This window comes from Rhizobium sp. KNZ2-6A (assembly GCF_056755475.1).
The window spans coordinates 117,669-137,421 of the sequence record NZ_JBNDIC010000008.1; the positions used below are offsets into that span (position 1 = coordinate 117,669).

Below are 19,753 nucleotides of genomic sequence, written 5' to 3' on the forward strand. Positions count from 1 at the left end.
CATCGAGCAAACGAATAGTAGAGATAGTAGCTATCAGAAATATTTGTGACCTGTCATGCGCGAGCCCATCGAAAGCGACCTGCTGCGGACGTTTCTCGTCATTACCGAGACATCCAATTTTTCGGCGGCGGCGCAAAGGATCGGCCGTACGCAATCGGCCGTCAGCGCCCAGATCAAGCGGCTCGAGGACACGATCGGCGAAACGCTGTTCGAAAGAAGCGCACGAGGGGCCGTTCTGACCCGCGCGGGCACCCAATTGCTTCCCTATGCGCAGCGCGTGATCGAACTCCTGAACGAAGCGGCGGCGACTATCCGCACCAAGCCGCTCGATGGGCCGGTCCGGATCGGAATTCCGGAGGAGTACAGTCAAAACGTCCTGCCAGCGGCACTGGCCGCCTTTGCTATTAGGCACCCCGCCGTCGAAGTCACCGTTTCATGCGATTACACCGCACATAACCTTGCCGCGCTGGAAAAAGATGAGCTGGACCTGGCCGTCGTTTTCGACTGGAACAACCAGAGCAAGGGCGAAGTTCTCTGTATCGACCCGACGGTCTGGGTGACATCGTTGGTCCATCGTGTGCATGAGGCGGCACCCCTGCCCATCGCCGTTTATCGCGACTCGACATGGTGCCGAGATTTCGCCCTGCGATCGCTGGAGCAAACCGGACTGCGCTATCGCATCGCCTTCATCGCGGATACAAGCTCCGGCTTGAAGAACGCCGTATCCGCCGGCCTTGCCGTGACGACGCTGTCGCGCAGCAACATTCCGCATGGCTGCCGGGAACTGACGAGCGATGACGGGTTTCCGCCGGTCGATTCCTCGCGCGTCGTGCTTCGCCGCAACCCCTATCATTCGAGCGAAGCGATTCGCGAGTTGGCGGAAATGGTGCGAGAAGCCTTCCAGCCTATGTCGGCTCTGCTGCAGTCATAACGCGCCGGCGCAGCCTGCGGCGCGTACCGGATGGGCTTTCCGAAAAGCTGGCGCGATAGCTGCGGGAAAAGGCCGATGCCGAATTGAAGCCGGTGGCATCGGCAATCTCGGCAAAGGAGGCTTTCGTCTCGATGACCTTGCGCCGGGCGGCATTCAGCCTCAGCGCCAGGTAATGCACATGCGGCGGCGCGCCGATACTCTCCTGGAAGAGCGCCTGCAAATGACGTGCGCTGACGCCGACCCGACGGGCGAGACGCGTCAGCACCAGCGGCTGTTCGATATGGTCTTCCATCAGGCGAATGGCTTGAGCCACCCGCGGATCGCGCATGCGCAGGCCGGCCGTCGATGGCGAAAGCTCCGCCGCGCTCTGCGTGCTTGCCGGCTCGTAGATGAACAGGCGGCTGACCTCGAGCGCCAGCGAATAGCCCTGACGCCGCCGGATGATCTCCAGCATCAGATCGACCGTCGGCAGGGAGCCGGCGGTGGTGATCCGCTTGCCGTCGATCACGTAGCGATCCCTGACGGCGCGCACCTGCGGATAGGCCAGCGCAAAATCGTCATAGTCCTCCCAGTGGACGGCAGCCGAGACATTGTCCAGCAGGCTCGCTTCGGCCAGCAGCCAGGTGCCGGATTCGATGCCGGCGACCATCGACCGGTGACGCGCGGTTTGCGACAATTGCATTTTCAACGCCTGCGTCGCGCTGCGCCGCCAGTTGTAGCTGGCGAGCACAAAAAGCGGCGCCTTAGTAGAGTTTGGCCGGAAGCTGGAACATGCAGGCACAGGAATAAGGCTGGTCGTCTCAGCCGGCAAACCATCGGGCGTGAAGAGACGCCAGCGATAAAGCTCCGCTCCCGAAATGCGGTTGGCGCCGCGCAACGGTTCGATCACAGAAGCGATCAAAATCAGGTTCGTCTCCGGAAGGATCAGGAGGTCGATGTCGAGCGTCTCGTTGGCCGATATCAGCATTGCGCATTCCTTCAATCGTTCCGAAACTGTATCGAATAGTTCCGATAATGCAAAGCATGAAGGCGTCTCATGGCTCGTAATGTCCTCAATACGAGGGAGAACAAAAATGCCTCTTGCGATGAATCGCGACGTTTTCATCACCTGTGCCGTGACCGGCGCTGGCGACACGGTTTCGAAATCCAGCCATGTTCCGATCACTCCCAAGCAGATCGCGGAGTCCGCGATCGACGCCGCCAAGGCTGGGGCGGCAGTGGTTCACTGCCATGTCCGCGATCCGGAAACGGGCGCTGCCAGCCGCCGCAACGAACTCTACAGGGAAGTCACCGACCGCATCCGTTCGGCCGATGTCGATGTCGTGCTGAACCTGACCGCCGGCATGGGCGGCGACCTGATTTTCGGCGATGTCGAAAGCCCTCTGCCGCTGAACGCCAAGGGCACCGATATGGCAGGCGCCACCGAGCGGGTCAGCCATGTGGCCGAATGCTTGCCTGAGATCTGCACGCTCGACTGCGGCACGATGAACTTCAATCTTGGCGACTACGTCATGACCAACACGCCCTCGATGCTAAGGGCCATGGCAAAGAAGATGACCGATCTCGGCGTCCGCCCGGAGATCGAGGCCTTCGATACCGGTCATCTCTGGTTCGCCAAGCAGCTTGCCGAGGAGGGCTTGATCGAGGATCCGGTCCTCATCCAGCTCTGTATGGGCATCCCCTGGGGGGCGCCCGATGACCTCAACACCTTCATGGCGATGGTCAATAACGTTCCCAAAAGCTGGACCTTCTCGGCCTTTTCCATCGGTCGCAACGCCATGGCCTATCCGGCAGCGGCGATCCTTGCCGGCGGCAATGTCCGCGTCGGGCTGGAGGACAATCTCTACGCCGGCAAGGGCATGCTTGCGACCAACGCACAGCTCGTCGAAAAGGCGGTGCAGGTGGTCGAAGGCATGGGCGCGCGCATCGTCGGTCCCGAAGATGTCCGCAAGAAGCTGAAACTGACGAAGCGCTGAGGCCACGATGACCAGGATCAACAAGGCGGCCTGCATCGGCGGCGGCGTCATCGGCGGCGGATGGATCGCCCGTTTCCTGCTCGCAGGCATCGACGTCGATGTCTTCGACCCGCATCCGGAAGCGAAGCGCATTGTCGGCGAAGTGCTTGCCAATGCCGAAAAAGCCTATGCGATGCTGACCGGCGCGCCGCTTCCGCCGCGCGGCAAGCTCACGTTCCGGGACACGCTGGAAGCAGCCGTCGCTGGCGCCGACTGGATCCAGGAAAGCGTGCCCGAGCGGCTGGATCTCAAGCGCAAGGTGCTAACTGAGATCGATGCGACCGCAAGGCCCGATGCCCTGATCGGCTCTTCGACTTCGGGGCTGCTGCCGACAGACCTGCAGCGCGACATGCGCCATCCCGAGCGCCTCTTCGTCGCCCACCCCTATAATCCGGTCTATCTGCTGCCGCTCGTCGAGATCGTCGGCGGCGAAAAGACCAGCGCCGCCACGATCAAGGCCGCCATGGAACGGCTGCCGCCCATCGGCATGAAGGGCGTGCACATCACCAAGGAGATCGAGGCTTTCGTCGGCGACCGCCTGCTGGAGGCGCTCTGGCGCGAGGCGCTGTGGCTGATCAAGGACGATATTTGCACCGTCGAGACGCTTGACGATGTCATCCGCTACTCTTTCGGCCTGCGCTGGGCGCAGATGGGCCTGTTCCAGACCTATCGCATTGCCGGCGGCGAAGCGGGCATGCGCCACTTCCTCGCGCAATTCGGTCCGGCCCTGCAATGGAACTGGACGAAGCTGATGGACGTCGTCGATCTCGACGATGCGCTTGTCGAAAAGATCGGCCAGCAGTCCGACGACCAGGCTGATGGCCTGTCGATCCGCGAACTCGAGCGCATCCGCGACGAAAACCTCGTCGGCATCCTTCAGAGCCTGAAGGGAAGCCATGGCGGCAAAGGCTGGGGCGCCGGCAAGCTGCTGAAGGATTTCGAGCAGCAGCTTTGGGCCGCCGGCGGGGACAAGAAAGAGACGTTGGACGTTACAAGACCGCTGCGTCTGATCGACACCAAGGTCAGCCCGGCCTGGGTCGATTATAACGGCCATATGACCGAACACCGCTATCTGCAGGTCTTCGGCGACACGTCGGATGCGTTGCTGCGCCTGATCGGCATCGATCTCGCCTATGTCGAACGCGGCCACAGCTACTATACGGTCGAGACCCATATCCGCCATCTCGGCGAAGCCAAGCTCGGCCAGGCCATCCATTCGACCTGCCAGATCATCGGATCCGACGAAAAACGGCTGCATGTCTTCCATGCGCTACACGATAGCGCCAGCGGCGATGTGATCGCCACCGCGGAACAGATGCTGCTGCATGTGGATGCCAAGGCCGGCAAGGCCGTTGCCGCGCCGGAGGAGGTGCTGGCGAAGCTGAGGCCTATTTCTGCTGCGCACGCAGCCTTGACCGTGCCGGAAGGAGCCGGCCGGCATGTGGGACAAAAACGCTAGGAGGAGGCGATCGTGAATTTCGGACTCAGCGAAGAACAGGAGATGATCGTCAAGACGGTCAGGGACTTCGTGGAGACGGAGATCTATCCGCATGAGAACGAGGTCGAGCGCACCGGTCTCGTGCCGCCTGAAATCGGAGACGAGATCCGCCGCAAATGCATCGAGCTCGGCTTCTATGCCTGCAATTTTCCCGAGGAAATCGGCGGTGCCGGCCTCGATCACCTAACCTTCACTCTGGTCGAGCGCGAGCTCGGTCGCGGCTCGATGGGTCTCACCGTCTTCTTCGGCCGTCCCTCAGGCATCCTGATGGCCTGCGAGGGCGAGCAGCGCGATCGCTATCTCCTGCCGGCAGTGCGCGGCGAGAAAATCGATGCGCTCGCCATCACCGAACCGGATGCCGGCTCCGACATGCGCGGCATGAAATGCGCAGCGCGGCAGGATGGCAATGATTTCGTGCTCAACGGCACGAAGCATTTCATTTCGCACGCCGATGTCGCCGATTTCGTCATCGTCTTTGCCGCAACCGGCGAAGAAGACACGCATCGTGGCGTCAAGAAGAAGATCACCGCCTTCCTGGTCGATCGCGGCACGCCGGGCTTCGAGATCCTTAGGGGTTATGACTCGGTTTCCCATCGCGGCTATCACAATTCCATCCTGAACTTCACCGATTGCCGCCTGCCGAAATCGCAGGTGCTGGGCGAAGTGCATCGCGGCTTCGATCTTGCCAATCAATGGCTCTATGGAACGCGCCTGACGGTGGCCGCCACCTGTGTCGGCCGGGCGCGCCGTGTCTTCGATCTCGCCCTGCCCTATGCCGCCGAGCGCAAGCAATTCGGCAAGCCGATCGGCGCCAACCAGGGCGTGTCGTTCAAGCTTGCCGACATGATCACCGAGATCGACGCCGCCGACCTGCTCACGCTGTCGGCCGCCTGGAAACTCGATGCCGGCATCCCGGCCAATCGCGAGATCGCCTCGGCCAAGCTCTACGCCTCGGAAATGCTCGCCCGCGTCACCGATGAGGCGATCCAGATCTTCGGCGGCATGGGCCTGATGGACGACCTGCCGCTGGCGCGCTTCTGGCGCGACGCCCGCGTCGAGCGCATCTGGGACGGTACTTCGGAAATCCAGCGGCACATCATCAGCCGCGACCTGCTCCGGCCGTTCGGAGCATGAGCCCATGACGCAGCGCTCGCTCGACCGCCTCATCCGACCCAGGACGATCGCCGTGTTCGGCGGCCGGGAAGCACGGCGCGTCATCGAGCAATGCGACCGCATGGGGTTTACCGGCGAGATCTGGCCGGTGCATCCGACACAGGAAAGTGTGCTCGGCCGCCGCTGCTTTCGGTCGGTCGCCGACCTGCCTGGTGCGCCGGACGCCGCTTTTGTCGGCGTCAACCGCACGCTCACCGTCGATATCATCAGTGATCTCGCAGCCAAAGGATCAGGCGGCGCCGTCTGCTATGCCTCGGGCTTCAGCGAAGCCGTCGCGGAGCTAGCTGATGGCGCGGACTTGCAGCAAGCTCTCGTCGAAGCCGCCGGCACCATGCCGATCGTCGGGCCGAACTGTTACGGCATGATCAACGGGCTCGACGGCGCCCTGCTCTGGCCGGATCAACATGGCATCGTCAGAACCGAGAGCGGCGTTGCCATCCTCACCCAATCCTCCAACATCGCTATCAATCTCAGTATGCAGAGGCGCGGCCTTCCCATCAGCTATCTGATGACGGCTGGCAACCAGGCACAGACGGGCTTATCAGATCTTGCCAGGGCTGTTCTTGAGGACCCGCGCGTCACGGCGGTCGGCCTGCACATCGAAGGCTTCGGCGACATAAGGGCGCTGGAGGCGCTTGCGGCACGCGCCCGAGAGCTGAAGAGGCCTGTCATTGCGCTGAAGGTCGGCAAATCCGAACAGGCCCAACGCGCCACCGTTTCGCACACGGCCTCGCTTGCCGGCAGCGATGCGGTGGCCGACGCCGTTCTCGATCGCCTCGGCATCGGCCGCGTCGCGACGCTGCCGGAACTTATCGAAACGCTGAAACTCCTGCATGTCGCCGGTCCGCTCGAAAGCAACGCGATCTCCTCGATGAGCTGTTCGGGCGGCGAGGCTTCGCTGATGGCCGATGCGGCCGTCGGCCGTAATGTCGAATTCCGCGCCCTGAAAGCCGAACAACTGCCGGCCCTGCGTGCAAGCCTCGGCCAGATGGTGACGCTTTCCAATCCGCTTGACTACCACACCTTCGTCTGGGGCGATCTGGCCCGGCAGACGGAGGCTTTCAGCGCCATGTTCGCCGGCGGCTATGCCCTCAACCTCATCGTCCTCGACTTTCCGCGCGAAGACCGCTGCGACGGCGCGGACTGGATGATCACCGTTTCAGCTGTTGCCGCCGCCGCAAAGCAGACCGGTGCACGCGCCGGCATTCTGGCGACGCTTCCGGAAAACATGCCGGAGGCAATCGCCGAGCAACTGATCGAAGCCGGCATCGTGCCGCTTAGCGGCATCAGCGAGGCGCTGGCGGCAGTCGACATTGCCAGCGGTATCGCCAATGCCTGGAACAGACCGCAACCCTTGCCGCTTCTCAGCGCGGCGGCTAACTCGGGCGAAATGGAGACCCTGAGCGAGGCGGCAGCTAAGGCCGAGCTTGCGGCAGCCGGACTTGCAGTTCCGCCAGGAAAGACCGCCGCCACGGCAAGCGAGGCAGCGGATTGTGCGGAACAGCTCGGATTCCCGGTCGCGCTCAAGGCACTGGGCGTCGAACACAAATCCGATGTCGGCGCGGTGAAACTCAACCTATGGGATTGGAACGCCGTCAGAGATGCGGCCGAAGGCATGGCCTCCGTTGCTCGCGGATTCCTCGTCGAAAAGATGGTCGATCGTCCTCTCGCGGAACTGATCGTCGGCGCAGTCCGTGATCCGGTCGTCGGTCTGACCTTGACGGTCGGCGCTGGCGGAATCCTCGTGGAATTGCTTGAAGATTCCGTCGTTTTGCCGCTTCCAGTGACGAAAGCCGAGGTCTTGGAGCGGATTTCGCGGCTGAAGGTCCGCAAATTGATCGAAGGCTATCGCGGCACTTCCGGAAGCAGCCTCGAAATCATTGCCGACGCCGTCCTATCAGCGGCAGAATATGTCGTAAAGAACGCCGCACTGCTTGAAGAACTGGACATTAATCCATTGATGGTCCTACCAGAATCCCGCGGTGTCATTGCTGCGGATGCTCTCATCCGGCGAAGGAGGTAGCAGAAGTTGCAAGACCCCATTCGTACCCGATGCGACAATGGCGTCCTCGAGGTCATCATTGACAGACCGAAGGCGAATGCCATCGATCTGGCGACCAGCCGTACCATGGGACTGATCTTCCGCGACTTCCGCGACAATCCGGATCTGCGCGTCGCCATCGTCACCGGTGCGGGCGAGAAATTCTTTTCCGCCGGCTGGGATTTGAAGGCTGCGGCCGATGGCGACGCGGTCGACGGCGATTATGGCGTTGGCGGCTTCGGCGGACTGCAGGAATTGCGTAACCTCAACAAGCCAGTCATCTGCGCCGTCAACGGCATCTGTTGCGGCGGCGGGTTGGAAATAGCGCTTTCCGCCGATCTCATCATCGCCGCCGCCCATGCGACCTTCGCTCTGCCGGAGATCCGCTCGGGCACTGTCGCCGACGCCGCATCGATCAAGCTGCCGAAGCGCATTCCCTACCACATCGCGATGGACATGCTGCTGACCGGCCGCTGGCTCAATGTCGAGGAAGCACATCGCTGGGGCTTCGTCAACGAGATCGTCCTGGCCGACAAGCTGATGGACAGGGCATGGGAACTCGCCCGCCTGCTCGCAAGCGGCCCATCGCTCGTTTATGCGGCGATCAAGGAAATCGTTCGCGAAGCGGAGGCAATGACGTTTCAAACCGCCATGAACAAGATTACCAAACGGCAGTTTGCGACCGTCGACACCCTCTATTCGAGCGAGGATCAATTGGAAGGCGCAAGGGCTTTTGCGGAGAAGCGAGCCCCAATCTGGAAAGGAAAGTAGAGGCGGCGGCAACCGCAGGATTTTCCCGCATGATCGCGGGCAACAGGCTTCGGGCGGAAGAGGAAACCGTGATGTGAAGTGGCTTGCCCGGGAATTTTGTCAACACGGCAAGAAGAAGGAACAGGGGAATGAACGACTATACGAAATATCTGGCAAGCCGCGTCACGGCGGGCGGCCTCAGCCGCCGCGAATTCATGGGACGCGCAATGGCAGCCGGCGTGACTTTAACGCTCGCCGACAAACTCTTTACCGAAAGTGCCATGGCGGCCGAACCGAAACGCGGCGGTCATCTGAAGCTTGGCCTTGAAGGCGGCGCTGCGACCGATTCCAAGGATCCGGCGAAATTCCTGTCTCAGGTGATGTTCTGCATCGGCCGCTGCTGGGGTGACATGCTGGTGGAATCCCATCCGCTGACGGGTGCCGCCGTTCCGTCGCTCGCAGAATCCTGGGAGCCGTCGAAAGATGCCGCCACCTGGACCTTCAAGATCCGCAAGGGCGTCAAATTCCACAACGGCAAGGAACTGACGATCGACGACGTGGTCGCCACGCTCAAGCGCCATACGGACGCGAAATCGGAATCCGGCGCTCTTGGCGTCGTGAAATCGATCAAGGAGATCAAGGCCGATGGCGACAATCTCGTCCTGACGCTGACCGAAGGCAACGCCGACTTGCCGTTGCTGCTGACCGACTATCACCTCGTCATCCAGCCGAATGGCGGCTATGACGATCCCCTCGCCTCGATCGGCACCGGCCCCTACAAGCAGGTCAGCTTCGAGCCTGGCGTGCGCGCCACGTTCGAGCGCAACAAGGACGACTGGCGTACCGACCGCGGTTTCGTCGACAGCATCGAAATCATCTGCATGAACGATGCGACGGCGCGTATTGCGGCGCTCTCATCCGGCCAGGTCCATTACATCAACCGCGTCGACCCGAAGACCGTGGATCTTTTGAAGCGCGCTCCGAACGTCGAGATCCTGGCCACCGCCGGCCGCGGCCATTATGTCTTCATCATGCATTGTGACAAGGCGCCCTTTGACAACAACGACCTGCGTCTGGCGCTGAAATACGCCATGGATCGCGAGACCATGGTCAAGAAGATCCTCGGCGGCTACGGCAAGGTCGGTAACGACTTCCCGATCAACAGCACCTATGCGCTCTTCCCCGAAGGGATAGAGCAGCGCAAATACGATCCCGACAAGGCCGCCTTCCACTACAAGAAGTCCGGTCACAGTGGTTCCGTACTGCTTCGCACGTCGGAAGTGGCCTTCCCCGGCGCGGTCGATGCGGCCGTTCTTTATCAGGAAAGCTGCAAGAAGGCCGGCATCAACATCGAGGTCAAGCGCGAGCCGGGCGACGGCTACTGGACGAATGTCTGGAACGTCCAGCCCTTCTCCACCTCCTATTGGGGCGGACGGCCGACACAGGACCAGATGTATTCCACCGCCTATCTTTCGACGGCGGACTGGAACGACACGCGCTTCAAGCGACCCGACTTCGACAAGCTTCTGCTTCAGGCCCGCTCCGAACTGGACGAAGCCAAGCGCAAGGAGCTCTATCGCGCCATGGCGATGATGGTGCGCGACGAAGGCGGCGTTATCCTGCCGATGTTCAACGATTTCGTGAATGCCTCCACCAAGCAGGTGAAGGGCTACGTCCACGATATCGGCAACGACATGTCGAACGGCTACGTCGCGACGCGTGTCTGGCTAGACGCCTGATGCCCGAATCCGGGCGAGAACGTCCTCATCCCTAATGCAGCCGGGGCCGCGAACGCCATTCGCGGTCCTCCCGACGTTTCAGGCAATTTCAGGAAAATGCGCAGCTGTTTTCCGTCCGGAATTGCGTAAAACAACAAGAGAGAGCGGCTCAGCGATTCCCATGAAACATGGAACCGCTCTAAATGCGAGGCATCGGCCATGTCCAATCCGCCCCCCGGCACCGTTCTGCCCGGGCTGAGGTTCAAGCAGCGTTTTCCGCTGCTGTCCCTCATTTTCGAGCGTTGCGTGCTCAGCATCATCCTGCTGTTTGCGGTCTCCGTCCTGATCTTCGGAGGCCTCGAAGCCCTGCCCGGTGATTTCGCCACTACCTATCTCGGCCAGTCGGCGACGCCGCAGGCCGTCGCCAATATCCGCGAGGAGCTGGGCCTCAACCGGCCTGTGGTCACCCGCTATGTGCAGTGGCTCGGCAACGCCGTGCAAGGCGACTTCGGCACCTCCTGGGCCAGCAAGAATTCCGTCGGCGAACAGATCGGCAAGCGGCTTGGAAACTCCCTGTTTCTGGCTGGCTTTGCCGCCTTGATCTCGGTGCCGCTGGCGGTCTGCTTGGGCATGTTGGCGGTCCATTTCCGCAACCGCCTGCCCGACAAGATTATCAATGTGATTTCACTGGCCGCGATCTCGTTGCCGGAATTCTTTATCGGCTATCTCCTTATCATGTTCTTTTCCGTCAAATTCGGCATTGCGACCTTTCCGGCGACGGTCTTCGACGGCATGGGCTTCATCGACCGGCTGAAGGCGATCGCCCTGCCGACAGCGACGCTGGTACTCGTCGTGCTGGCGCATATGATGCGCATGACGCGGGCAGCCATCCTTTCCGTCATGTCGTCGGCCTATATGGAGACCGCCGAGCTGAAGGGGCTCTCCGCCTTCCGCGCCATCGTCAAGCATGCCGCCCCCAATGCGCTGGCGCCGATCATCAACGTCATCGCGCTTAACCTTGCCTATCTGATCGTCGGCGTCGTCGTCGTCGAAGTCGTCTTCGTCTATCCCGGCATGGGCCAATACATGGTTGACGCCGTGACGGTGCGCGACATGCCTGTCGTCCAGGCCTGCGGCCTGATCTTCGCCGCCGTCTACATTTTCCTCAACATGACGGCTGACATCCTCGCCATCGTCGCCAACCCGCGCCTGAGGCATCCGCGATGAGATTGAGAGACATCCCCATCACCGCCTGGGTCGGCATCATCGGTATCCTGATTGCCTTCATCGGCGCGATCTTCGCGCCCTGGATCGCCCCTTACGGCGAAACGGAAGTCGTCGGCAATGTCTGGCAGCCGGCCGACGCGCAATATTTCTTCGGCCTCGACAATCTCGGCCGCGATATCCTGTCGCGTCTGATCTACGGCACCCGCACGACGCTGTTCGTCGCGCTGGCGGCCACGATCATTTCCTTCTCGCTCGGCATAATCCTGAGCTTCACCGCCGCTGTCTCGCGCGGATGGATCGACACGGTCTTTTCGCGCTTCAACGACCTGATGATGTCGATCCCGACGCTGATCTTCGCGCTCGTCGTGCTCGCCGTCTTGCCGCAGAACCTGATCGTGCTGATCCTCGTCATGGCCATTCTCGATTCCACCCGCGTCTATCGCCTCGGCCGCGCCGTAGCGCTCGATGTCGCGGTGATGGAATTCGTCGAAGCCGCCAAGCTTCGCGGCGAAGGCAAGATCTGGATCATCTTCCGCGAGATCCTGCCGAATACGCTGTCGCCGCTTTTGGCGGAGTTCGGGCTGCGCTTTGCCTTCTCGATCCTGTTCCTCTCCACACTTTCCTTCCTCGGCCTCGGTATCCAGCCGCCGTCGGCCGATTGGGGCGGCATGGTGAAGGACAATAAGGACGGTATCATCTTCGGCATCTCCGCCGCTCTCGTGCCAGGCTCGGCCATCGCGGCGCTTGCAATCTGTGTCAATCTGGTGGTCGACTGGCTTTTAAGGCGCACCTCCAGCCTCAAGGGAGGGCGTGGCGATGCCTGAGCTTCTTTCCGTTCGCGACCTCAAGATCGAGGCGACCAGCTATCCGCCCGGCGAACCGCCGAAGCGCGTCACCATCGTCGACGGCGTCTCCTTTGATCTGCAGAAGGGCAAGGTGCTCGGGCTGATCGGCGAGTCTGGCGCAGGCAAGTCCACAATCGGCCTTTCCGCCCTTGCCTATGGTCGTGGCGGCGCCGAAATCACCGGCGGCCAGGTGCTGCTTGGCGGCACCGACATTCTGCCGCTCGGAAAATCCGGCATACGCAGGGTCCGCGGCGCACGGGTCTGCTATGTCGCGCAATCGGCAGCCGCCGCCTTCAATCCGGCGCATCGGCTGGGCGACCAGGTAATCGAAGCCACCGTCAAGCACCATCTGATGACGAAGGAGGAGGCAAAGAAGCGGGCGCTCTATCTCTTCCGCGTTCTTGGCCTGCCCAATCCCGAAACATTCGGCGAGCGATACCCGCATCAAGTCTCGGGCGGCCAACTGCAGCGCGCCATGACCGCTATGGCGCTCTGCTCCAATCCGGAACTGATCGTCTTTGACGAACCGACGACCGCGCTCGATGTGACGACGCAGATCGATGTGCTGGCGGCGATCAAGCACGCCATCGAGGAGACCAATACGGCGGCCCTCTACATCACCCACGACCTTGCCGTCGTCGCCCAGATTTCCGACGACATCATGGTGCTGAGGCACGGCAAAACGGTGGAATATGGCAGCGTCCAGCAGATCATCGAAGAACCGCGTCAGGATTATACCCGCGCCCTCGTCAATGTCCGCCAAGAGGTACGAGCTGAAGCCGCCGATCAATCGAGTACGCTTCTGAAGGTGGAAAATATCAGTGCGCAATATTCGAATGGTTTCAAGGTATTGCACGATGTTTCTCTACATGTCCCCAAGGGCCAGACGCTGGCGGTGGTCGGCGAATCCGGCTCCGGGAAATCGACGCTCGCCCGCGTCATCACCGGCCTTCTGCCGCCGAGCGACGGGCGGATTTCCTTCGACGGTAAGCCGCTGACGTCAGCCTTGAAAGACCGCTCGCGGCAGGAATTGCGGCGCATCCAGCTGATCTACCAGATGGCCGATACCGCCATGAACCCGCGCCAGACCGTGCGCGATATCGTCGGCCGGCCGCTGACCTTCTATGACGGCCTGCGTGGCGCGGCAAAGACGGCGCGCGTAAAGGAGTTGCTGGATCAGATCGAGATGGGCAACGGCTTCATCGACCGGTATCCGGCCGAGCTTTCCGGTGGCCAGAAGCAACGCGTCGCCATCGCCCGCGCGCTTGCGGCCAAGCCGGAACTCATCCTCTGCGACGAGCCGACATCCGCGCTCGATCCGCTGGTTGCCGAAGGCATTCTGAAACTACTCCTGAAGCTGCAGGAAGAGGCGCATCTCTCTTACGTCTTCATCACCCATGACATCGCCATCGTGCGCGCCATCGCCGATAGCGTCGCGGTAATGCATCGCGGCAAGCTCGTTCGGTTCGGCCCGAAATCAGAAGCGCTTTCGCCGCCCTTCGACGACTATACCGATCTGCTTCTGAAGTCCGTGCCCGAGATGGAGATCGGCTGGCTAGAGCGGGTGCTGACGACGCGGAGAATGGCGAGCGCCGGAAATTGATGGCCCGAAATCTTCGGGCGCTCATTTGCATCTAACGGCTTTGTCGCCAAATCGATGTCATCAATACTCTGCTGGCACCGCATACACTTCGGCGGATGGATCGGCGAGGAAAGAGCGCACCGTGGGCGGCAACTGGCGCGACGACAGCGGCAAAGGTCCGCAGCGCGACAAAAGTTCACGCAGGTCGGGCTCGGCGCCGACATGCCGCCAGATCATCCGTGAGGCATAGGGAAGATTTTCCTTTCGCCAGGAAACTCCCATTGTTGTTCCGCGCAAGTAGACGCGCTGGTACTCGTCGAATGGCAGGAGGATCGTCTGCGACAGTATTGGGTTCGCGCCGACGACGCGCTCCGTAATAAAGATCCGGTTTCGATAGAAGGCCGCCAAACCCACATATTTCGAAAACTGCTGGATGCCGTTTCCAGGGTCCCGCAGACGCTCCATAGATTTGACATGCACCAGCCCGCCCTGCTCGATAAGGCGGCTGCACGAACAGACGATCATTCCAGGCCAGGACGGCGAGCGATGATAGGTCTGGAAATAGCCGATATGACGCCGGAGCGCGGTCAGATCGCCGGGGAACGCCTTCAAGAGTTCGGAACTTTGGTTGAGGTCTAGGTTGGGTTTGCGAAGCCGCTCGCGAAAGAGCCTCGGAGCAAGACCAAAGTCGGCCGAATCGAGATCGAAGTACTTGGCTATACGCGCGAGATTATGAGCAGACGGCCTCGTCTGGCCGTTGATGTATCGGTTGAATTGTTGCCGATTGATATCGATTGCACGGCACAGATGCGAAATGGAACGCTGCGTGGCGCAGGCAATTTTCAGGTTCTCGACCAGGTGAGGCATCGGCAGCTCCGTCTTGATGCCGGCTAGCGTAAACTCGCGTAAAGATGCGTCAAGTCGCGAAATTGCGTGAGCCCGCCCGACCTCTACGTTCCCTCTTACAAAATTGAAACGAGGGAACTGTCATGACGCATCAAAAGGATCAATCTTCGCAGCTGAAAATCGGGCGCCGCCACTTCCTCGGCGGCGCCGCTGCACTGGGCGCTTTGCCGAGCCTTGCCTCAAGCCTGCTGATGCCGCGTGACGCCCGCGCTCAGGAAGCGAAGCGTGGCGGCCATCTGAAGCTCGGCCTCAAGGGCGGCGCCACCAGCGACGCGCTCGACCCGGCAACATACAGCGCCTCCGTGCTGTTCGTCATTGGCCGCCTCTGGGGCGACACGCTCGTCGAATCAGATCCCAAGACGGGTGCGCCCTTGCCGTCACTGGCGACGTCCTGGACGCCATCGGCGGATGCATCCGTCTGGACCTTCAAGATCAGGAACGACGTGCAATTTCACGACGGCAGCAAGATGACCGTCGCCGACATCGTCGCGACACTGAAGCGCCATGCGGACAAGAATTCGCAGTCCGGTGCTCTCGGCCTGATGGCCTCGATCAGCGGTATCGAAGAAAAGGCGGGCGACCTTGTCCTGACGCTTTCGGAAGGCAATGCGGATCTGCCCCTTCTCCTGACCGACTACCACCTGATCATCCAGGCGAAGGGTGGCGTCGGCAAGCCTGCAGCCGCCATCGGCACCGGTCCTTATATTCTGAAGAACTTTGAACCCGGCGTTCGTGCTTCCTTTGAGAAGAATCCTGCAGATTGGCGCACCGATCGCGGCTTTGTCGACAGCGTGGAAATACTCGTCATCAACGACAACACTGCCCGCATCGCTGCGCTTGCCTCCGGCCAGGTCCATTTCGTCAACAATGTCGACCCGAAGACCGTCGCGATGCTGAAGCGGGCACCGACTGTCGATATCGTCCGCAGTGCCGGCAAGGGCTTTTATAGTTTTCTGATGCATTGCGACACCGCACCCTTCGACAATAGCGACCTTCGCCTCGCGCTGAAGTATGCTGTCGATCGCCAGTCGATCCTCGACAAGGTGTTGGGCGGTTACGGAGCGATCGGCAACGACTATCCGGTCAATTCCAACTACGCTCTCGCGCCAACCGATATCGAGCAGCGGCCGTACGATCCCGACAAGGCCGCCTTCCACTTCAAGAAATCGGGCCTCGACCGTCCGGTTCAGTTGCGCACATCCGACGCAGCCTTTCCGGGCGCCGTGGATGCGGCGATCCTATTCCAGCAAAGCGCGCGCAAGGCTGGGATCACGATCGACGTGAAGCGCGAACCGGAAGACGGCTATTGGACCAACGTCTGGAACAAGCAGCCATTCTGCGCCTCTTTCTGGGGCGGCCGCCCGACACAGGATTCGCGCTATTCCACCTCCTATCTGTCGACCGCCGAATGGAACGACACGCATTTCAAGCGGCCCGAGTTCGACAAGATGGTGCTGCAGGCAAGGGCCGAGCTTGATGAGACCAAGCGCAAGGAACTTTATCGACATCTGGCGCTGATGGTGCGAGATGATGGTGGCCTAATCCTTCCGGTCTTCAACGACTACCTCATGGCCGCCTCGAAAACGCTGAAAGGATATGTCGACGACATCGGCAACGATATGTCCAACGGCTACATCGGCAGCCGTGTATGGTTTAATGCCTAAACCTCTCCGAGATATATGATCATGGCTGAGCGCAGCTTCACCACCATCGAAAATCAGTGGATCACCCTTAAGGACGGAACGCGTCTCGCCGCGCGCATCTGGATGCCCGATGGCGCGGAGAGCGATCCCGTGCCGGCGGTCTTCGAGTTCCTGCCCTACCGCAAGCGCGACGGAACGAGCCCGCGTGATGAATCCACCTATCCGGTCTTTGCCGCAGCCGGCATTGCCGGCGTGCGTGTCGATATCAGAGGCTCCGGTGAGTCGAGCGGTATCATCGATGGCGAATATACCGAGCTGGAGCTTGCCAATGCCTGCGAGCTGATCGCCTGGATTGCCGAGCAGCCCTGGTCGAACGGTTCTGTGGGCATGATGGGCATTTCCTGGGGCGGCTTCAACTGCCTGCAGGTGGCTGCCCTGAAGCCTCCGGCATTGAAGGCGGTGATTTCGATCGCCTCCACGGTCGATCGCTACAATGACGACATCCACTACAAGAACGGCTGCCATCTCTCCGCCCAGCTCTCCTGGGCGGCGACCATGCTTGCCTACCAATCGCGCTCGCCCGATCCGGCCATCGTCGGAGAGGAGTGGCGGGATATGTGGTTGCAGCGCCTCGAGCAGGAACCCTTCTTCATGGAGGAATGGCTCCAGCACCAGCGCCGCGATGATTTCTGGCGACATGGGTCGATCTGCGAGGATTTCGCGGGCTTCGATATCCCCGCTCTCGTCATCGCCGGCTGGGCGGATGGCTATCGCAATACGCCGCTGCTCGCAGTGGAAGGCCTCGGCGAGAAGGCGAAGGCGCTGGTCGGCCCGTGGGTCCACAAATATCCGCATTTCGCCTGGCCGAAGCCGCGCGCCGATTTCCACGGCGAAGCGATTGCCTGGTGGAATCGCTGGCTGCGAAACGAGGATAATGGTGCGGAGACCATGCCATCGGTGCGCGCCTATATCCTCGATGCGATCAAGCCCGCCACGCGCCGTGATTTCGACCCGGGCTTCTGGATCGCCAAGCGGGAGTGGCAGCAGCCTGACTTGCAGTGCTTCTATGTCGAGCAGTTCGGCGGCTTGATGGAAGGCATGCCGATCCCCCATGCGCCGGAGCACCCTGTCTACCTGCGCTCACCGCTCGATACAGGCACCGCCTCGGGCGAGTGGTTCACCTTGAAGCCGGATGCTGAACTGGCGATTGATCAGCGCCTCGACGATGCCGGATCGCTGACCTTCCAGACTGCACCACTGGTCGAAGACCATGATTATCTCGGCCGTCCGGTCGTGACACTGGCGCTCAGATGCGACGCTGAAACCGCCAATCTCTGCGCAAGGATTGTCGACATCCATCCGGATGGCACGGCAACCCGCGTCTCCTTCGGCGTGCTCAATCTCGCCCATCGAAATGGCAATGCCGCGCCGGAGCCGCTGAGCAAGGATGAACGCACGACTGTGAGCCTGACCCTCGATGCCTGCGGCTATCGTTTCCGCAAGGGGCACCGCATCCGGCTGTCGCTATCGACTGCCTATTGGCCAATGGTTCTACCGCCGCCGGAAGATCCGGGTCTGACGATCGACATCGCCTCCCTCGGCCTTGGCCTGCCCCTTCTCGGGGCGCATGAACTCGTCGATGTGAAGCAGCCTGACAATCCTGATCCGCTGCCGAAATATATCGAACATGCACCTACCTCGACGAAACGGCAGGTGGCGCGCGATCTCTCGGCCGGCCTTACCCGCTATGAAATCCACGAGGATACCGGCCTTTTCGAACACCCCGGCACCGGCCTGTCGACGCGCCAGCTGCGCGAGGAAACCTGGTCGATCACGCCGGATGACCCGCTGTCGATGTCCGGCATCTCAACCTGGACCTGCGACATGCAGCGCCCCGGCTGGTTCGTCCGCACGGTCGCGACATCGTCCATAGCCTGCACGGCAACGGATTGGGTGATCAGCGCCTCGGTCATTGCCTATGAAGGCGAGACGGAGATTTTCAGGAAGATGTTCGAAGAAAAGCGCATCGCGCGCGACCTGATGTAGATCAGCGTGAACCAGCAAACCGGCTTGCCGCTTCGCAGATGGCGGCAAAGCCGGCCCCGGCGCCTTCGCTCATATGCCGTGCCCTGAGCCAGGCATGCACCATTTGCGGCTCCTCGCGGAACCAGACCTCGACGCCCGCCTGCGCAAGCCGCGCCGCATAATTACGGCCGTCATCGCGCAGCGGGTCGTAGTGCGCCACTGTGATGAAGGTTGGCGGAAGGCCGGCCACGGAAGACAAAGCGAGCGGCTCGGAGACCGGATCGCCCGGCGGAGCCTGCAGGATGCCGCGATAATAGGCAACATCCGCCGTCGTCAGCCCCGGCGCATCGGCCATTTCCTTATAGGAGCCGGAGACGAGGTCACCGCCCAGCGCGGGATAGATCAAAATCTGGCCGACAATTCCTGAAAGGCCCTCGGCTTTCGCCCGCACGACCAATCCCGCCGCCAGATTGCCGCCGGCGCTGTCGCCGATCAGGACGACGGATTTCTTTTCGGTGAGAAGCTGCCTGAGAACGCTGAAACAATCATCCGTCTGCGCCGGCCAGCGATATTCCGGCGCCAGCCGATAGTCGACGGAGATCAGCTCCGCACCGGCGTAATGGGCAATCTCGGCGCAGATGGCATGGTGGCTCTCGAGCGAGCCGACGACGAAACCGCCGCCGTGGAGATAGAGGAGTATCGTTGCCGTGCGGATATTGGCGGGCCTGTAGTGCCGGATCGGGATCGTTCCGGCGAGGAATTCATCCCTCGTTTCTATATCTTCGGGCAAGGGGCGATCGAAGCGCGCGCATAATGCATCATACCATTGGCGCTGCTGCGCGATCGAAGCCGTGACCGCATCCGGCGGATAGAAGGAATCGCAGATCTCCATGAACTGCAGGATGCCTGCCTCGCTCGGCATGGGACGCTCGGCAGTCGCCATTGGATATCCTCGATTCATACTTATTGGCCAAGGATAGCGCGCAGCTGCAAGCGAATGCTTATCTGCCTACGGCCAGCACCGCCGCGATGGCGACATCCGCCGGATGCGGCAGGTTCAATCAGCCACAAATACGGTGCTCGACGGCAGGGAAAAGCCCGTCGGCATCTGCATGCACTGCGCGTTGGACCAGGTGAGCACTGCAAGCGCGAGAGCCGCGCCAATCACAAGCCGAAGCATGATATTTCCCATCCGTGTTGCTGCCATCGCGAGGTCAGTTGCCTCGCTGGGCATTCAATCGTTAGGCCTGCGCCGTGGAAGCGGCAGGCTTCCGTCTATATTGACCTCTTGAGGCTGACTTATGGCCAGGCCACGGCAAGAGTTATGGCCAGGCCATGGCAAGAGTTGAGTGCTCGTGAACAATTCGCTCGGTGCCGGCCCGACCGCAGGGGTTGGACC

Annotated in this window: 16 protein-coding genes; 12 read left to right on the forward strand and 4 right to left on the reverse strand. The window is 61.3% G+C overall.

Features of this window, described 5'->3' with window-relative positions:
• Window positions 1-55 precede the first annotated feature (55 nt).
• Window positions 56-931, forward strand: coding sequence for a LysR substrate-binding domain-containing protein (locus ACPYOP_RS08295; protein WP_481409905.1), 876 nt, complete (start codon window positions 56-58; stop codon window positions 929-931).
• Here the strand turns inward: ACPYOP_RS08295 and ACPYOP_RS08300 are convergent.
• A complete protein-coding gene (locus ACPYOP_RS08300) occupies window positions 906-1,898 on the reverse strand; it encodes a GlxA family transcriptional regulator (RefSeq protein WP_481409906.1) in 993 nt (330 codons plus the stop codon). The two genes, ACPYOP_RS08295 and ACPYOP_RS08300, sit on opposite strands and share 26 nt — an antisense overlap.
• Before the next feature lie 106 nt (window positions 1,899-2,004).
• Between ACPYOP_RS08300 and bcoG the strand changes: the two genes are divergently transcribed.
• The 9 genes from bcoG (at window position 2,005) to ACPYOP_RS08345 (ending at window position 13,801) form a co-directional block, all read left to right on the forward strand.
• On the forward strand, window positions 2,005-2,907 hold the full coding sequence (gene bcoG, locus ACPYOP_RS08305) for a 3-dehydrocarnitine:acetyl-CoA trimethylamine transferase BcoG (RefSeq protein ID WP_481409907.1): 903 nt from the start codon (window positions 2,005-2,007) through the stop codon (window positions 2,905-2,907).
• A 7-nt stretch (window positions 2,908-2,914) separates the two neighbouring features.
• On the forward strand, window positions 2,915-4,405 hold the full coding sequence (locus ACPYOP_RS08310) for a carnitine 3-dehydrogenase (RefSeq protein ID WP_481409908.1): 1,491 nt from the start codon (window positions 2,915-2,917) through the stop codon (window positions 4,403-4,405).
• A 12-nt stretch (window positions 4,406-4,417) separates the two neighbouring features.
• Entirely contained in the window at window positions 4,418-5,578 is a 1,161-nt protein-coding gene (locus ACPYOP_RS08315; protein WP_481409909.1) for an acyl-CoA dehydrogenase family protein, read from the forward strand.
• Between the two features lie 4 nt (window positions 5,579-5,582).
• Window positions 5,583-7,640, forward strand: coding sequence for an acetate--CoA ligase family protein (locus tag ACPYOP_RS08320; protein WP_481409910.1), 2,058 nt, complete (start codon window positions 5,583-5,585; stop codon window positions 7,638-7,640).
• Between the two features lie 6 nt (window positions 7,641-7,646).
• Window positions 7,647-8,429: a carnitinyl-CoA dehydratase gene (locus ACPYOP_RS08325; RefSeq protein WP_481409911.1), complete on the forward strand. Its 783-nt coding sequence runs from the start codon at window positions 7,647-7,649 to the stop codon at window positions 8,427-8,429.
• A 128-nt stretch (window positions 8,430-8,557) separates the two neighbouring features.
• Window positions 8,558-10,147, forward strand: coding sequence for an ABC transporter substrate-binding protein (locus ACPYOP_RS08330; protein WP_112398552.1), 1,590 nt, complete (start codon window positions 8,558-8,560; stop codon window positions 10,145-10,147).
• A 198-nt stretch (window positions 10,148-10,345) separates the two neighbouring features.
• On the forward strand, window positions 10,346-11,353 hold the full coding sequence (locus ACPYOP_RS08335) for an ABC transporter permease (RefSeq protein ID WP_481409912.1): 1,008 nt from the start codon (window positions 10,346-10,348) through the stop codon (window positions 11,351-11,353).
• Window positions 11,350-12,177, forward strand: coding sequence for an ABC transporter permease (locus tag ACPYOP_RS08340; protein WP_481409913.1), 828 nt, complete (start codon window positions 11,350-11,352; stop codon window positions 12,175-12,177). Before ACPYOP_RS08335 ends, ACPYOP_RS08340 begins: the two co-directional genes overlap by 4 nt.
• Complete coding sequence (locus ACPYOP_RS08345) at window positions 12,170-13,801, forward strand: ABC transporter ATP-binding protein (RefSeq protein WP_481409914.1); 1,632 nt, start codon at window positions 12,170-12,172, stop codon at window positions 13,799-13,801. Before ACPYOP_RS08340 ends, ACPYOP_RS08345 begins: the two co-directional genes overlap by 8 nt.
• A gap of 60 nt (window positions 13,802-13,861) precedes the next feature.
• On the opposite strand, the gene ACPYOP_RS08350 is transcribed toward ACPYOP_RS08345, so the two are convergent.
• Window positions 13,862-14,647: a helix-turn-helix domain-containing protein gene (locus ACPYOP_RS08350; protein ID WP_481409915.1), complete on the reverse strand. Its 786-nt coding sequence runs from the start codon at window positions 14,645-14,647 to the stop codon at window positions 13,862-13,864.
• Between the two features lie 122 nt (window positions 14,648-14,769).
• Here ACPYOP_RS08350 and ACPYOP_RS08355 point away from each other — a divergent pair, with 122 nt between their 5' ends.
• Both ACPYOP_RS08355 and ACPYOP_RS08360 read left to right on the forward strand, forming a co-directional pair.
• Complete coding sequence (locus ACPYOP_RS08355) at window positions 14,770-16,350, forward strand: ABC transporter substrate-binding protein (protein WP_481409916.1); 1,581 nt, start codon at window positions 14,770-14,772, stop codon at window positions 16,348-16,350.
• 21 nt (window positions 16,351-16,371) lie between these two features.
• Window positions 16,372-18,375, forward strand: a complete 2,004-nt coding sequence (locus tag ACPYOP_RS08360) for a CocE/NonD family hydrolase (RefSeq protein ID WP_481409917.1) — start codon at window positions 16,372-16,374, stop codon at window positions 18,373-18,375.
• A 1-nt stretch (window position 18,376) separates the two neighbouring features.
• On the opposite strand, the gene ACPYOP_RS08365 is transcribed toward ACPYOP_RS08360, so the two are convergent.
• Window positions 18,377-19,297, reverse strand: a complete 921-nt coding sequence (locus tag ACPYOP_RS08365; RefSeq protein WP_481409918.1) for an alpha/beta hydrolase — start codon at window positions 19,295-19,297, stop codon at window positions 18,377-18,379.
• A 114-nt stretch (window positions 19,298-19,411) separates the two neighbouring features.
• Window positions 19,412-19,534, reverse strand: coding sequence for a hypothetical protein (locus tag ACPYOP_RS08370; protein ID WP_481409919.1), 123 nt, complete (start codon window positions 19,532-19,534; stop codon window positions 19,412-19,414).
• Between the last annotated feature and the right edge of the window lie 219 nt (window positions 19,535-19,753).

What these genes read in the sequence shown, in the direction of transcription:
- ACPYOP_RS08295 (WP_481409905.1), top strand. Translation starts at nt 56, where the DNA reads ATGCGCGAGCCCATCGAAAGCGACCTGCTGCGGACGTTTCTCGTCATT.
- ACPYOP_RS08300 (WP_481409906.1), bottom strand. Translation starts at nt 1,898, where the DNA reads ATGCTGATATCGGCCAACGAGACGCTCGACATCGACCTCCTGATCCTT.
- bcoG (WP_481409907.1), top strand. Translation starts at nt 2,005, where the DNA reads ATGCCTCTTGCGATGAATCGCGACGTTTTCATCACCTGTGCCGTGACC.
- ACPYOP_RS08310 (WP_481409908.1), top strand. Translation starts at nt 2,915, where the DNA reads ATGACCAGGATCAACAAGGCGGCCTGCATCGGCGGCGGCGTCATCGGC.
- ACPYOP_RS08320 (WP_481409910.1), top strand. Translation starts at nt 5,583, where the DNA reads ATGACGCAGCGCTCGCTCGACCGCCTCATCCGACCCAGGACGATCGCC.
- ACPYOP_RS08330 (WP_112398552.1), top strand. Translation starts at nt 8,558, where the DNA reads ATGAACGACTATACGAAATATCTGGCAAGCCGCGTCACGGCGGGCGGC.
- ACPYOP_RS08335 (WP_481409912.1), top strand. Translation starts at nt 10,346, where the DNA reads ATGTCCAATCCGCCCCCCGGCACCGTTCTGCCCGGGCTGAGGTTCAAG.
- ACPYOP_RS08340 (WP_481409913.1), top strand. Translation starts at nt 11,350, where the DNA reads ATGAGATTGAGAGACATCCCCATCACCGCCTGGGTCGGCATCATCGGT.
- ACPYOP_RS08345 (WP_481409914.1), top strand. Translation starts at nt 12,170, where the DNA reads ATGCCTGAGCTTCTTTCCGTTCGCGACCTCAAGATCGAGGCGACCAGC.
- ACPYOP_RS08350 (WP_481409915.1), bottom strand. Translation starts at nt 14,647, where the DNA reads ATGCCTCACCTGGTCGAGAACCTGAAAATTGCCTGCGCCACGCAGCGT.
- ACPYOP_RS08355 (WP_481409916.1), top strand. Translation starts at nt 14,770, where the DNA reads ATGACGCATCAAAAGGATCAATCTTCGCAGCTGAAAATCGGGCGCCGC.
- ACPYOP_RS08360 (WP_481409917.1), top strand. Translation starts at nt 16,372, where the DNA reads ATGGCTGAGCGCAGCTTCACCACCATCGAAAATCAGTGGATCACCCTT.
- ACPYOP_RS08365 (WP_481409918.1), bottom strand. Translation starts at nt 19,297, where the DNA reads ATGGCGACTGCCGAGCGTCCCATGCCGAGCGAGGCAGGCATCCTGCAG.
- ACPYOP_RS08370 (WP_481409919.1), bottom strand. Translation starts at nt 19,534, where the DNA reads ATGCTTCGGCTTGTGATTGGCGCGGCTCTCGCGCTTGCAGTGCTCACC.